Annotated in this window: 11 protein-coding genes and 1 pseudogene; 11 read left to right on the top strand and 1 reads right to left on the bottom strand. The window is 53.9% G+C overall.

Going from position 1 to position 14,547, the window contains the following annotated elements; translation table 11 throughout:
* Window positions 1-3: 3 nt before the first annotated feature.
* The 5 genes from hypB to flhA all read left to right on the top strand — a co-directional run bounded on the left by hypB (window position 4) and on the right by flhA (window position 5,398).
* On the top strand, window positions 4-867 hold the full coding sequence (gene hypB, locus D5067_RS05045; protein ID WP_119936000.1) for a hydrogenase nickel incorporation protein HypB: 864 nt from the start codon (window positions 4-6) through the stop codon (window positions 865-867).
* Window positions 858-1,130 (top strand): HypC/HybG/HupF family hydrogenase formation chaperone, encoded by a 273-nt coding sequence (locus tag D5067_RS05040; protein WP_119936001.1) that lies wholly within the window; start codon window positions 858-860, stop codon window positions 1,128-1,130. Before hypB ends, D5067_RS05040 begins: the two co-directional genes overlap by 10 nt.
* A gap of 3 nt (window positions 1,131-1,133) precedes the next feature.
* Entirely contained in the window at window positions 1,134-2,255 is a 1,122-nt protein-coding gene (gene hypD, locus D5067_RS05035; RefSeq protein WP_119936002.1) for a hydrogenase formation protein HypD, read from the top strand.
* The gene (gene hypE / locus D5067_RS05030) at window positions 2,252-3,262 is read left to right on the top strand and encodes a hydrogenase expression/formation protein HypE (protein ID WP_119936003.1); all 1,011 of its coding nucleotides are present in this window, start codon (window positions 2,252-2,254) and stop codon (window positions 3,260-3,262) included. Before hypD ends, hypE begins: the two co-directional genes overlap by 4 nt.
* 63 nt (window positions 3,263-3,325) lie before the next feature.
* Window positions 3,326-5,398: a formate hydrogenlyase transcriptional activator FlhA gene (gene flhA, locus D5067_RS05025; protein ID WP_119936004.1), complete on the top strand. Its 2,073-nt coding sequence runs from the start codon at window positions 3,326-3,328 to the stop codon at window positions 5,396-5,398.
* 17 nt (window positions 5,399-5,415) lie between these two features.
* Here the strand turns inward: flhA and D5067_RS05020 are convergent, their stop codons facing one another.
* Window positions 5,416-5,760: a nitrous oxide-stimulated promoter family protein gene (locus D5067_RS05020; RefSeq protein ID WP_119936005.1), complete on the bottom strand. Its 345-nt coding sequence runs from the start codon at window positions 5,758-5,760 to the stop codon at window positions 5,416-5,418.
* Window positions 5,761-5,935: 175 nt separating this feature from the next.
* On the opposite strand from D5067_RS05020, the gene D5067_RS05015 reads away from it, so the two are divergent.
* From D5067_RS05015 to drmB, 6 genes and pseudogenes are all read left to right on the top strand, one after another.
* Complete coding sequence (locus D5067_RS05015; protein WP_119936006.1) at window positions 5,936-6,166, top strand: SymE family type I addiction module toxin; 231 nt, start codon at window positions 5,936-5,938, stop codon at window positions 6,164-6,166.
* Window positions 6,167-6,563: 397 nt separating this feature from the next.
* Window positions 6,564-7,481, top strand: a pseudogene (locus D5067_RS05010) (IS3 family transposase).
* A 275-nt stretch (window positions 7,482-7,756) separates the two neighbouring features.
* Complete coding sequence (locus tag D5067_RS05005; RefSeq protein ID WP_119936007.1) at window positions 7,757-7,972, top strand: helix-turn-helix domain-containing protein; 216 nt, start codon at window positions 7,757-7,759, stop codon at window positions 7,970-7,972.
* Window positions 7,969-9,216 carry a DNA cytosine methyltransferase gene (locus tag D5067_RS05000; protein WP_210433793.1) on the top strand — a complete coding sequence of 416 codons (1,248 nt, stop codon included), beginning with the start codon at window positions 7,969-7,971 and terminating at the stop codon, window positions 9,214-9,216. Before D5067_RS05005 ends, D5067_RS05000 begins: the two co-directional genes overlap by 4 nt.
* On the top strand, window positions 9,209-12,652 hold the full coding sequence (gene drmA, locus D5067_RS04995; RefSeq protein WP_210433794.1) for a DISARM system helicase DrmA: 3,444 nt from the start codon (window positions 9,209-9,211) through the stop codon (window positions 12,650-12,652). The genes D5067_RS05000 and drmA overlap by 8 nt, the downstream gene beginning before the upstream one ends.
* Before the next feature lie 5 nt (window positions 12,653-12,657).
* Window positions 12,658-14,538, top strand: coding sequence for an MrfA Zn-binding domain-containing protein (gene drmB, locus D5067_RS04990; protein WP_119936008.1), 1,881 nt, complete (start codon window positions 12,658-12,660; stop codon window positions 14,536-14,538).
* Window positions 14,539-14,547: the final 9 nt, after the last annotated feature.

The following is a 14,547-nucleotide window of genomic DNA, read 5'->3' as shown; positions in this document are numbered from 1 at the left end:
AGTATGTGTAGCACCTGCGGTTGCGCCGAAGGCAACCTGTATATAGAAGGGGATGAACACCGTCCTCACTCCGCGTTTCGCTCCGCGCCCTTTTCGCCTGCCCCGCGTCCCGCTGCGGCGTTGACCGGTATTACCTTCGCCCCGCAGCAATCCGCCGCAGGCGATCTGCACTACGGCCACGGCGAGGCGGGAACCCACGCGCCGGGCATGAGCCAGCGCCAGATGCTGGAGGTGGAGATCAACGTGCTGGACAAAAATAACCGGCTCGCCGCCCGCAACCGCGCCCGCTTTGCCGCTCGCAATCAGCTGGTGCTAAACCTGGTCTCCAGCCCCGGCTCCGGCAAAACCACGCTGCTGACGGAAACGCTCAGGCGCCTGAACGCGCATACGCCATGCGCGGTGATCGAAGGCGATCAGCAGACGGTAAACGACGCCGCGCGCATCCGCGAAACCGGCACTCCGGCGATTCAGGTCAACACCGGCAAGGGCTGCCACCTGGACGCGCAGATGATAGCCGATGCCGCATCGCGCCTGCCGCTGGCGGATAAGGGCATCCTGTTTATTGAAAACGTCGGCAACCTGGTCTGCCCGGCGAGCTTCGATCTTGGCGAACGACACAAGGTGGCGGTGCTCTCCGTGACGGAAGGTGAAGACAAGCCGCTGAAATATCCGCATATGTTCGCCGCGGCCTCCATCATGCTGCTCAACAAAGTCGACCTGCTGCCGTACCTGACCTTTGACGTGGATAAGTGCATGGCCTACGCCCGGGAGGTGAACCCGGACATTGAGATCCTGCTGGTCTCCGCCACGCGCGGAGACGGCATGGACGCCTGGCTGAACTGGCTGGAGAGTGAACGATGTGCATAGGCGTACCGGGACAAATCCATTCCATTGACGGGAATCAGGCCAAAGTGGAGGTCTGCGGCATCCTGCGCGATGTCGATCTGACGCTGGTGGGCAGCACCGATGAAACCGGCGCATCGCGCCTCGGCCAGTGGGTGCTGGTGCACGTGGGGTTTGCCATGAGCGTGATTAACGAAGCGGAAGCCCGCGACACGCTCGACGCCCTGCAAAACATGTTCGACGTAGAGCCCGACGTCGGCGCGCTGTTATTTGGCGAGGAGCGTTAACCCATGCGCTACGTTGATGAATACCGCGCGCCGGAGCAGGTGATGCAGCTTATCGGGCACCTGAAAACGCGCGCGGCGCTGCTGAGCTACACGAAAGAAAAACCGCTTAGGATCATGGAGGTGTGCGGCGGGCATACCCACGCCATCTTCAAGTTTGGCCTCGACCAGCTGCTGCCGGAGAACATCGAGTTTATCCACGGCCCCGGCTGCCCGGTGTGCGTTCTGCCGATGGGCCGCATCGACAGCTGCATTGAGATAGCCAGCCAGCCGGACGTCATCTTCTGCACCTTCGGCGACGCGATGCGCGTGCCCGGGAAAAAGGGATCGCTGCTGCAGGCGAAGGCGCGCGGCGCGGACGTACGTATTGTTTACTCGCCGATGGACGCGCTGACGCTGGCAGCGGACAACCCCGCGCGCAGGGTTGTGTTTTTCGGCCTCGGCTTCGAAACCACCATGCCCGCCACCGCCATCACGCTCCAGCAGGCAAAAGCGCGTAAGCTCGACAACTTTTTCTTTTTCTGCCAGCACATCACGCTCATCCCGACGCTGCGCAGCCTGCTGGAGGAGCCGGGCAACGGTATTGACGCCTTTCTGGCACCGGGGCACGTCAGCATGGTTATCGGTACAAAAGCCTACGGTTTTATTACCGAACAGTACGATCGCCCATTAGTTGTCGCTGGATTCGAACCGCTTGATCTACTGCAAGGCGTGACCATGCTGGTTGAGCAGAAAATAGCGGCCACGAGCACGGTGGAAAATCAGTATCGCCGCGTGGTGCCTGATGTGGGCAATGCGCTCGCACAGCAGGCGATAGCCGACGTATTTCGCGTTGAAGGCGACAGCGAGTGGCGCGGCCTGGGGCTGATTGCCGAATCCGGCGTGCGCCTTACGCCCGCGTATCACGCGTTCGATGCTGAAGCGCATTTCCGCCCGCAGCCTCAGCAGGTGTGCGACGATCCGCGCGCCCGGTGCGGTGAGGTGCTCACCGGCAAATGCAAACCTCATCACTGCCCGTTATTTGGCAACACCTGTAACCCGCAAACCGCGTTTGGCGCGCTGATGGTCTCCTCCGAAGGGGCGTGCGCCGCGTGGTATCAGTATCGCAATCAGGAGTGTGAAGCATGAACACGGTTGAAATGGCGCACGGGAGCGGCGGTCAGGCGATGCAGCAGCTGATCAATCAGCTGTTCATGGAGGCATTCAACAACCCCTGGCTGGCCGAACAGGAAGATCAGGCACGCATTGACCTCGCCACGCTGACCGCGCAGGGCGACCGGCTGGCGTTCTCCACCGACAGCTACGTGATCGATCCGCTGTTCTTCCCGGGCGGGGATATCGGCAAGCTCGCCGTCTGCGGCACGGCGAACGACGTAGCCGTTAGCGGCGCACTCCCGCGCTACCTCTCCTGCGGGTTTATCCTCGAGGAGGGGCTGCCGATGGAGACGCTCGCGGCGGTGGTGAACAGCATGGCGCACACCGCGCGCGAGGCGGGGATCGCTATCGTCACCGGTGATACCAAGGTGGTGCAGCGCGGCGCGGCGGATAAGCTGTTCATCAACACCGCCGGAATGGGGGCAATACCTGCCGACATTCACTGGGGCGCGCAGCAGCTTGCCGCGGGCGACGTGCTGATCGTCAGCGGAACGCTCGGGTGCCACGGGGCGACCATTCTGAACCTGCGCGAAGGTCTGGGGCTGGACGGTGAACTGCGCAGCGACTGCGCGGTGCTTACTCCGCTCATTCAGCCACTGCGCGCCATTCCGGGGGTAAAAGCCCTGCGCGACGCGACGCGAGGCGGCGTCAACGCCGTGGTGCACGAGTTCGCCGCTAGCTGCGGGTACGGGATCGAACTGACCGAGCGCGGTCTGCCGGTTAAACCTGCCGTCCGCGGGCTGTGCGAGCTATTGGGCCTTGACCCGCTAAACTTTGCTAACGAAGGCAAGCTGGTGATTGGCGTTGAACGCTCGGCAGCGGAGGCCGTTCTTGAACAGCTGCGCGCGCATCCCTCAGGGAAAGACGCGGCAATCATCGGCGAGGTGGTTGAGCGCAAAGGGGTGCGCCTGGCCGGACTGTATGGCGTTAAGCGTACGCTGGATCTTCCGCACGCTGAGCCGTTACCCCGTATCTGCTAGAGCCGCACCATAAGCGGCCAGCACTGAATTTATCTTTTCGCCAGTTTCTATTGGAAAGCAATAATGCCGTATACACCGATGAGCGATCTTGGACAGCAGGGCCTGTTTGATATCACGCGCACACTTTTACAGCAGCCCGATCTCGGTTCGCTGAGCGATGCCCTGACGCGTCTGGTCAGGCAATCCGCGCTGGCGGACAGCGCCGCCATCGTGCTCTGGCATAGCGGAACCCATCGGGCGAGCTATTATTCAACGCGCGACAACGGCAAAGCCTTCGAATACGAAGACGAAACCTATCTGGCGCACGGTCCGGTGCGCCGCATCCTCTCTCGCCCGGAAGTGCTGCACTGCAGCTTCAATGAGTTCCGGCAGGCATGGCCGATGCTGGTCGAGGGCAGCCTTTACCAGCCCTTTGGCCATTACTGCATGCTGCCTCTGGCGGCGGAAGGCCACATCTTTGGCGGCTGCGAATTTATCCGCAACACGGACCAGCCCTGGACCGAGGCGGAATACGAGCGCCTGCACACCTTCACCCAGATTGTGGCCGTGGTGGCAGAGCAGATCCAAAGCCGCGTCACTAACAACGTGGATTACGACCTGCTGAGCCGCGAGCGTGACAACTTCCGCATTCTGGTCGCCATCACCAACGCCGTGCTCTCCCGCCTCGACATGGACGAGCTGGTCAGCGAAGTGTCGAAAGAGATCCACCACTATTTCAAAATCGACGCCATCAGCATTGCCCTGCGCGGCCACCGCAAGGGCAAGCTGAATATCTACTCCACGCACTACCTCGATGAGGCCAACCCGGCCCACGAGCAGAGCGAAGTCGATGAGGCGGGTACGCTCTCCGAACGGGTGTTTAAAAGCAAGGAGATCCTGCTGCTTAACCTCAGCGAGCAGGATCCGGTGGCGCCCTACGAGCGGATGCTGTTTAACACCTGGGGCAATAAAATTCAGACCCTGTGCCTGCTGCCGCTGATGTCCGGCAACACCATGCTGGGCGTGCTTAAGCTGGCGCAGTGTGAGGAAGGCGTATTCACCACCGCCAACCTCAAGCTGCTGCGCCAGATTGCCGAGCGTATTTCTATCGCCCTGGATAACGCCCTCGCCTATCAGGAGATCCACCGCCTGAAGGAGCGGCTGGTGGACGAAAACCTGGCCCTGACCGAGCAGCTTAACAACGTCGACAGCGAGTTTGGCGAAATCATCGGGCGCAGCGACGCCATGTACAGCGTGCTCAAGCAGGTTGAGATGGTGGCGCAAAGCGACAGTACCGTGCTGATTCTGGGTGAAACCGGCACCGGCAAGGAGCTGATCGCCCGCGCCATCCACAACCTGAGCAACCGCAACAGCCGCCGGATGGTGAAGATGAACTGCGCGGCAATGCCCGCGGGCCTGCTGGAAAGCGACCTGTTCGGCCACGAGCGCGGAGCCTTTACCGGGGCCAGCAGCCAGCGGCTGGGGCGTTTCGAACTGGCGGACAAAAGCTCCTTGTTCCTCGACGAGGTGGGCGACATGCCGCTTGAGCTGCAGCCTAAGCTGCTTCGCGTCCTGCAGGAGCAGGAGTTTGAGCGTCTCGGCAGCAACAAGCTGATTCAAACCGACGTGCGTTTGATTGCCGCCACCAACCGCGACCTGAAAAAAATGGTCGCCGACCGCGAGTTTCGTAGCGATCTCTACTATCGCCTTAACGTCTTCCCAATCTGCCTGCCGCCGCTGCGCGAGCGCCCGGAGGATATCCCCCTGCTGGTGAAAGCCTTCACCGCCAAGATTGCGCGTCGGATGGGACGCAATATCGACAGTATTCCTGCCGAGACGCTGCGCATCCTCTCCTCTATGGAGTGGCCGGGCAACGTACGCGAGCTGGAGAACGTCATTGAGCGCGCGGTGCTCCTGACGCGGGGCAGCGTGCTGCAGCTGTCGCTGCCTGAGGTCTCGCTGCCAGAGGAGCCCCCCGTCGCGGCAGAAGTGGCGCAGGAAGGCGAAGATGAGTATCAGCTGATTATGCGCGTGCTCAAGGAGACCAACGGCGTGGTGGCCGGGCCGAAGGGGGCAGCCCAACGCCTCGGGCTGAAGCGCACCACCCTGCTCTCACGCATGAAACGCCTCGGGATTGATAAAGAGAGCCTGGTTTAACCTTCGGTACAGAAACGTTACTTTTTCGGACGGTATTTTTCCGGTAATTCCGGTACCGGGCGGCGATCGTCGATGAGATGGCGGATGGTCAGGATCGGGTGACGCCATAACATACGCGGACCGGCCCAGCGCATAACCTGCTTCATCTCTTCACGTCTGGCAGGCTGGTAGCAGTGTACCGGACACTGCTTGCAGGCAGGCTTGTCCTCACCGAAAACACACTTATCCAGGCGCTTATCGGCATACGCGTTGAGCGCCTGATAATGCCCTTCCTCCTGAGATGCCTGCGGGCACTGCTTTTCATACAACGCGATCATTTTCGCGATGGTCTCTTTTTCTCGTGAGATGCGTTTACCGGACATAACGGATTACCGAATAATAAAGTGTATTAATAATACATCTTTCACCACCGGATTTCAGCGGTTGCATTTCATTTCCTGACGCCTGATTCCAGTTTTAGCTCTGCACAGACCGATAATCACTGGTATTTTATACAGGCATCAGAAATGACCTTTGTCCGTGTTGTCTGGAGACCCTATGCATGAGTTCACGATCGGCAAACCCTATCGCCATTTAACAGTAGGATATTTTAGAAAGCGCCATGAAGACCGCAAAACCAAGATACCGAAGCGCTACAGCGTGCATGCGGCGCTGAGCTTAAAAGGAGACTGGCTTGAAGAGGCGGGGTTTACGACCCATTCCAGAGTCAGAGTGGGCGTAGAGCATGGAAAAATTGTTATCGAATTAATGTCGGAAGGCGGCTCGTAAAGCCACGACATTTTTCTGCGCCGTACCTTTTTTTCATGCGACAATAGAAGGAACAAACGGCCACTGAGCCGATCAAAACGGTTTATTTTCAAAGAAATGGACATCATAACTCCATGAGCACAATCGACAATTTCGACGCACATACGCCGATGATGCATTGGTGTTTTATTATTGAATAATATAGATATTTATTTATATATTATTTAAACCTACAATTCTACCTATAGAATATGTGAGCAGTGAATATCAGATGCTCATAGTTGCTGGAATTTTTGTTCAGCACGCTTAGCCATATACTTCAAAGCCCTGCAGGCCCCCCTCCCACTTCATTAATCCTACCCACTATTAGTTGACACGCGACTAAGTGAGTAAACTCTCGACCAGAGGTCGATTACTCATGACAAAACCAGCATCAACCAGCAAAACAGCAAAACAGCCAGTAAATAGTACACACCCGAATTCCGCGATGAGGCACTGAAACTGGCTGAGCGTATTGGTGTCGCTGCCGCCGCCCGTGAAGTCAGCCTGTATGAATCACAGCTCTACAACTGGCGCAGTAAACAACAGCAGCAAATGACATCCTCAGAACAGGAGAACAAACTGACTGCTGAAAATGCCCGCCTCAAACGCTAACTGGCTGAGCAGGCAGAGGAGCTGGCCATTCTCCAAAAGGCCGCGACAGACTTCGCGAAGCGCCTTAAATGAAGTATGTCTTCATCGAAAAGCATCAGGCTGAGTTCAGCGTCAAAGCCGTGTGTCGCGTGCTCCGGATTGCCCGAAGCGGTTTGTATGCGCGGCTCAAACGTCGCCATCAAGCCAGCCCAAACCACCAGTTCCGGCTCGTTGACACTCATCTGTGATATTGCTGTCAGTCAGGCATTCACTGGGGCATAGCAGCGTTATGGTGTGCCTCGTCTCGCCGAAGAACTGCCTGAATACAATTTCAAAACCATCGCCGCCAAACTGCGCAGTCAGGAACTGCGGGCGAAAGCCAGCCAGAAGTTCAGCCCAGTCAGTTATCGTTCATACAAGCCGTGGTGACCAGTACTGAACAGCGGATTATCAGGTATTGCTGAAGCGGCATAGCCTGCACAGCTGCATGAGCGCAAAAGGTTTCTGCTACGATAATGCGTGTGCGAAAAGCTTCTTTCATTCGCTGAAAGTAGAGTGTATCCACGAGGAACGCTTTATCAGCCGGGAAATAATGCGGACGACGGTGTTTAATTATATCGAGTGTGATTACAATCGGTGGCGTCGTCACAGTGCCTGTGACGGTCTCAGCCCGGTACAATTTGAAAACGAAAATCTCGCTTAGGGCTGTGTCCACATTACATGGGTGGGATCACATACCTTTCCAAAAAGCTTTCGGTGTACAGCATGTAAGTTCTACGAACGTCTGCTGAGTGCCAGAAGTGGGCATCGTGAAGATGCCTAGAATAATAACTACTTAGAGTCGATTCAGTACGATATCTCCACACCTAATGACTAATATGCTGTGATGTTGGCAACTTGCCCTAATATCATCTAATAACGTAAAGTGAGCACAAACAGACGAAAATTACCTCTTGCAGGTCATAATAGGTATCTTGGATGATCAAAAGCCATCTTTCTAGGTTGATGGGGGAGCGGAGACTCAAAATTTCAGATGTTTCGCGAGACACTGGGATAAACAGGGGGACCCTGACGAGGATGTATCACGAGACCCTGGTGAGGATTGATTTAGAAACGATTAATACTCTCTGTGAGTATCTCTCCGTTTCTGTAGGCGAGCTGCTCGAATATCAAAAAGGCGAGAACAATACATGAGTAGTAAGCAGGCAAAAACCATGATTTCCTTGTTTAGCGGAGCCGGAGGCTTAGACTTAGGGCTGAGCGCAGCCGGATTTACTAACAAGCTCTGCGTAGAAATTGATCCCATTGCACAGCAAACTCTCGCTTTAAACCACCCCAAGTGGAAACTTGCCTCACCGGGTGACATTCATGCATTGGCTCCCAGTGAATTGTTAAGACAGTCAGGACTAAAGCCCAAAGAGTTGACCCTGCTTGCCGGTGGGCCGCCCTGCCAGCCATTTTCCAAGTCTGGATATTGGGTTACAGGCGATACTGATCGACTAACCGACCCGAGAGCTAAAACCCTGAAGGCCTATCTCGATATCGTCCGCGAAGCACAGCCGGAAGTGATATTGCTTGAGAACGTCAAAGGCATTGCTTATTCCGACAAGGATGAAGGGTTACAACTGTTGGTAAATGAGCTGAACAAGATCAATCGAGCGAAAAAAACTAATTACCATCCACATGTAATATCTCTAAACGCAGCTGACTATGGTGTTCCTCAGTCACGAGAACGTGTATTTATCGTTGCCAACAGAGATGGAAAGCATTTTAAACTGCCTGCGCCAACGCATTTCGATCCTGATAAACTAAATGGTCATGGGCAACCTCATTTAACTACGTGGGATTCGATTGGCGATTTGGATGTCGATATTTGGTTGGATGAGGTTAAACCTTCAGGCAAATGGGCGGAGCTTTTACCAACAATTCCTGAAGGCCAAAACTACCTCTGGCATACCGAGAAAATGGGTGGGCTTCCCTTATTCGGTTGGAGAACTCGCTTTTGGTCATTTCTTTTAAAGCTCGCGAAAGACAAACCAAGTTGGACGATTCAAGCTCAGCCAGGCCCAGCAACAGGACCTTTCCACTGGAAAGGCAGACTACTTTCGATTCGTGAACTAGCCCGCCTACAAACTTTTCCTGATAATTTTCAGTTTTCCGGAGATCGACGTGCGGCGCACATGCAAATTGGAAATGCGGTTCCGCCGGCAATTGGCGAATTTTTTGGCTTGGAAATTCGGCGCCAGTTCTTTGGTGAGCGTGTTCGTAAAAAGCTGAATTTGATTCCTAAAAGACGTAACGATTGCCCACCACCGGAAAAGCCTAAAGCAGTACCGAAAAAATACCTGTCTTTAAGTGGCACTCACGATGCCCACCCAGGAACAGGAAAAGGTCCAAGAGCACAAAAACGCGAACAAAAGGAACAAGCCAATGCCTGATAGCAGCAAACGAGAGTCGCGCTCACGAATTCTAGAAGCTCTCGAGCGGGAATTAATGGGGCCAACAACAGCTGACGAGTCAATCAATGAATTTCCGACAACCCGATATATCATAGGTCGTTTGGCGCCCCTCAAGTCTGAAATTCCCGACTATGAAAAAGATGAACTAGCTGCGGGCAATGACGATGATGAGGGTGGAGGGTACGAATCACAACCTCCGCTCATTGTAGGCTTTAGCCCTTCATCTATGGGACTGTCCTTTCTGGTTTCGCTGGAAACAAAAACCATCCATGCCAATGCTTTCTGGGGCGACTATCGCCGCGAAAAACATTCATCTGAAGACCGCACCTATTGGAAACGCTATCAGCGATCCGTTTTAGTAGAGGGCATACCGGTTGATAAAATTGGCAAACTGAGTCCGATTCCCTTATCAAAATCCAATGCGCCCGCGTCAGTCACTGTTACTCCAGATGGCTTTAGACATCAAGGAGAAGATGGCGACGGTGATGGTCAGGTTTTTCTGGAGGGTGTTGTTCACCATATTGATGGCGCCAAGGCGGTCAGTTTATTTCTGGTAAATCGCCGACCTAAAGGTGACGATTCTGACAAAGCAAAAGATCAACAATGGTTAATGCAACCAAAACTACAGGTGTTTGGGGCTGACAAATACCCGATCTTCATCGCCAAAGATTTCGATAAAGACATATCTAAAGATCCTGAAATTGCGGCAGCCAATATGCTCTATCGTGATGCCAAAGAATTCGCCACAGGGCACGGGGTCGCTGCAGGATGGGATGGCCTAAACGTCACCCGTGACCGCGCCAGCCTATTATTCACGGATTTTATTCCGAACTTCGAAGTGCCAAGCCTGATAGCCCAAAGTGGAGCGATTTCCGGTCTTAACTTGGATATGTGGGAGCTAAGCCAATGCGCAACGCCCAATGATTTGTTCCAAGCTATCGAACCGCTCGTACTGACCTACGAGAAATGGGTGGCCGATAGAAAAGCGGAAACGCAGAGAGTGCCCTTTAACTCGACGCCTGAAAATATTGATACGTCTAAGGTGCTTATTGAGTGCTGCAAAGATGCTGCCCGAAGAATGCGTGAAGGACTGGAGCTAATCAGAGACGAGAATAATGCGTTTGAGGCATTTTTATTTTCCAATCACGTTATGTGGGATCAGCGCATTCACGCCATTTGGGCAGGCCGCACAAAAGATAGTGCTGATGGAAAAACAGTTGGATCGCCTTTCGACGAAGATATTAATAATTCGGGCAACCGTACTTGGCGTCCGTTCCAGATGGGCTTCATCTTGCTCAACATCGCCAGTATGGTGAATAAACCCAAATCCGGAGAGAAAGTTGCAGCAGACCGCAAACTCGTTGACCTACTTTGGTTCCCAACGGGTGGTGGTAAGACGGAGGCCTATCTCGGGCTCGCGGCATTTACACTAGCCTATCGGCGCTTGCGCGGCGATGTTAATGGCCTAGACTCCAGCGCTGGCGTTTCCATCATCATGCGCTATACCTTGCGCCTACTTACGGTCCAGCAGTTTCAACGAGCCACGGCACTAATCTGCGCCTGTGAATTAGTGCGTAAGAGCAATTCTGAAAAGTGGGGACAGGAGCCCTTTAAAATTGGCCTTTGGGTGGGTAAAGCAACTACGCCAAACGATGCCAAAGCATCTGGAAAGGCGTTGGAAGATTTAGACGAAGGCAAAAAACCACGAGATGGTAGTCCGGTTCAGTTGGTGTCGTGCCCTCGCTGCGGCACCTCACTGGTAACCCAGCAAGGCAAACCTGAAAATCAAACTTACGATTTTGATAATGTGCGGCTAAGAACACTTGTTCGGTGCCCCAATCCAAAGTGCGAATTCTGTGCACGTAAGTCAAATGATCAAGGTTTACCAGTTGTTGTTGTCGATGACGAAATCTACCGCGAGTGTCCTTCACTGGTTATTGCTACAGTGGACAAATTTGCTCGCATGCCCTTCAAGGGCGAAACTCAGGCACTCTTCGGCCTGCGCGACAGATATAGCCCAACCTACGGGCATCTAACGCCAGGGCATGGTGAAAAGCCAAACCAGCGTGTCGTCAAAGACGCTCAGCGAGCACGTCGGTTGGTGCCACCAGAATTGATTATTCAAGACGAATTGCACCTGATCTCTGGCCCACTGGGTACCATGGTCGGCCTATACGAGACTGCAGTAGATTTTCTCACCCGGGTGGAAGTCGAAACTGGTGTTTCGATACCGGCTAAGATTATTGCCTCTACTGCGACCATTCGCCGAGCTCGCGAGCAAATTCGTCAGCTCTACAACCGCGACCTATCGATCTTTCCTCCTAGCGGTTTGTCATCTAAAGATTCCTTCTTTGCCAAAGAGCAGGAAATTAAAGAGGATGACGACAAAACTGCCGGCCGCCTCTATGTCGGATTGAACGCCCCTGGCTCCAGTACCAAAACCTTGTTGGTGCGTGTTTATGCAGCGCTGTTGGCAGCGGGTGAAGCCGAAATTACGCGAGACCATGAAGCCGCAGACCCTTATGCAACAGTTGTTGGCTACTTCAACAGTCTGCGCGCATTGGGCGGCGCTCGTCGTCTGGTTGAAGACGACATTAAGAAGCGTCTTCGCTATTTATCCCAGCAGCGAGGATTCCCGCAACGCTATATCAATGATCCTGATGAGCTGACCAGTCGACTGGATTCCTGGCGTATCCCTGGTCTGTTAAAACGTCTTGATAACAGATTTCCACGCGAGCAGGGTAAGCAGCACCCAGTTGATGTCTTGCTGGCCACCAATATGATTTCAGTTGGTGTAGACATTGACCGCTTAGGTCTCATGGTCGTAACTGGCCAGCCTAAAAGCACCGCTGAATACATTCAGGCAACCAGCCGCGTAGGTCGCAAACACCCAGGATTGGTCATTACCATGTATAACTGGCTGGGTGCGCGTGATCTTTCACATTACGAACACTTCCGAGGCTACCATGCAGCGCTTTACCGGTATGTGGAAGCCATCAGTGTCACGCCTTTTTCTTCTCGCGCATTAGATCGTGGTTTGCGTGGCGCCTTCGCTGCGATGCAGCGTTTGGGTGGCCAAAATATGGCGAGAGAAGTGCAGGCCCAGAATTTTGATCCTGCAGTGCCTGGAACAGATTTGATGATCACCGACATTACCTTGCGCGCAGCTGACTTGGTCGGCAAGAAAAACGCCAAACTGGTTAACGAACGCCTGATGTCCAGCCGAGATGATTGGGCACACTATGCAGATGACCTGCTGCGCTATTCTTGGCTGAAAAGTGGCGAGCGCCCACCAAACAATGCCCGGGTTTTGCTGAAAACGTCGGGTACTGATAACGAAGGCCAATGGTATACCCCCGGATCACTGCGGGAAGTTGAGCCAACAGCGGCATTTTATCTGAGCGATGAGGAGTAACACGGATGTCGAGTAAAAGAGCGATTGGCGACGTTCGTCCCAGTCAGGTAATCACCACATTTGGCCCCGGTGCGATTGTCGATCTACAAACTTTGTCGGTCATCGTCTCTGGCATAGATACCTGGCGACCTCAGGAGGAGTTGGTGGTTCGGGAGCCTCGATTAGAGCGAGCCCTTAGAGTAAGCCGATTCTTTCAAGCTGAGCCTGTAAGTAGTGGGTTTGGATATAAAAAAGGAACCGTCCCTGTTAGTGTTTTTCCAAGGTATCAAGTATGTAGCAACCCGAATTGCGCAACTTTGTCTGAGTATAAAGGTTTGAAATATGGATACCCCTCTTCGGAGAACAGAACCGAAAAACTGAAAAAGGAATATGGCGGAGATCCTAATTTCAATCACCTATGCCGTTACAACGACATCACGCAAGAAATTGAGTGTAAAGCTCCAAACTGTTCGGGACGTGGTAAAGGTAAGCGGGCGCCTACTGTACCTGCGCCATTCGTTGTGGCTTGCCCGAGTGGGCATATAGATGATTTCCCATGGCATGCTTACGTGCATCGTGATGCTGGTGATCCGTGCAGGCAGCGCATGCAGTTGGTTTATTCTGGTACGACCGGCTCGGTTTCAGATATATGGGTCTATTGTGCTTGTGGAAAGAAACGAAGCGTAAGTGATGCGTTTGGCGAAAACCGCAGTCTTGCCTTGGGTGAATGTACCCGCAAGCGTCCTTGGCTGGGGATAAAAAACAAAGATCCGCATGAGTGTAAACACACTGGTCAGCTACGGGCGATTCAACGCGGTGCCACAAACGGATGGTTCCCCTTGGTGCGCAGCGCCTTATCAATTAAAGAGGCAGCCAGCCCGATTGGCCAGGCATTGAAGAAATGTCCGCAACATCAGGTTGAAAAGATCGATTCACAGGAAAAACTGCAAACACTGCTGGATATGGAAATGTTTCCAGCGCTAACAGAGTTCAAAGCCGAAGATATTTGGCAAACCCTGTTGAAAGAGCGTGGCGAAATAGAAACTGATGAGATTGATTTGCGTCTGCCGGAGTGGAACGCCTTCCGCAATATCGAAGGCAGCAACCAAGGCGATCAATCCGACTTTTTTCTCGAAGCCGGCGAAGTGCCCGATTTCCTCGCTGATAAAGTTGATCGCATCGTTCTGGCCCGCAAACTTCTGGAAGTGCGCGCACTCACCAGCTTTACCCGCATCGATTACGCTTCGGGCATGGATGACGACGGTATGGGAGCCTCGCGTGCGCCCATCTATAAAGAGCGGCAGGATTGGTTGCCAGCCGTCGAGGTACGTGGTGAAGGTATCTTCTTGGAGTTAAAAGAAGAAGCATTAACTGCTTGGGAAAAGGAGCCTGCCGTACAAAAGCGCGCTGCCGCCATCGAGCAAAAATACAAAGAATGGGCCGCTGAGCGGGGTGTGGATGCAGATGACTTCCCCGGCGCGCGTTATGTGTTGCTGCACAGTCTGGCCCATGTACTGATGCGCCAATTGGCGTTGGATTGCGGCTATTCCGAATCGTCGGTTCGTGAGCGTATCTACAGCAGTACCGATCCCGAGCGCAAAATGGCCGGAATACTGTTGTACACCGCCAGCGCGGATTCCGAAGGCAGCTTAGGTGGTCTGGTGGATCTTGGCACTAAAGAACGTTTCCCGAATTTAATACACAACGCATTGGAAAATGCTAAACGCTGCTCATCAGACCCTCTGTGTGCAGACCACCAACCCGATGTACATGCCACCATTAACGGGGCTGCTTGCCATGCCTGCGTGCTGGCACCAGAGACTTCTTGTGAGGCATTTAACCGCTTTTTGGATCGCAACTTCCTGGTGCCCACCATGGCATACAGCAATATGGCCTACTTCAAATAACGGGGAGTA

The sequence above is a fragment of the Enterobacter huaxiensis genome, from assembly GCF_003594935.2.
Classification (GTDB): domain Bacteria; phylum Pseudomonadota; class Gammaproteobacteria; order Enterobacterales; family Enterobacteriaceae; genus Enterobacter; species Enterobacter huaxiensis.
The sequence above is the reverse complement of the archived record's forward strand: the minus strand, read 5'-3'. Positions and strand labels throughout refer to the sequence as shown.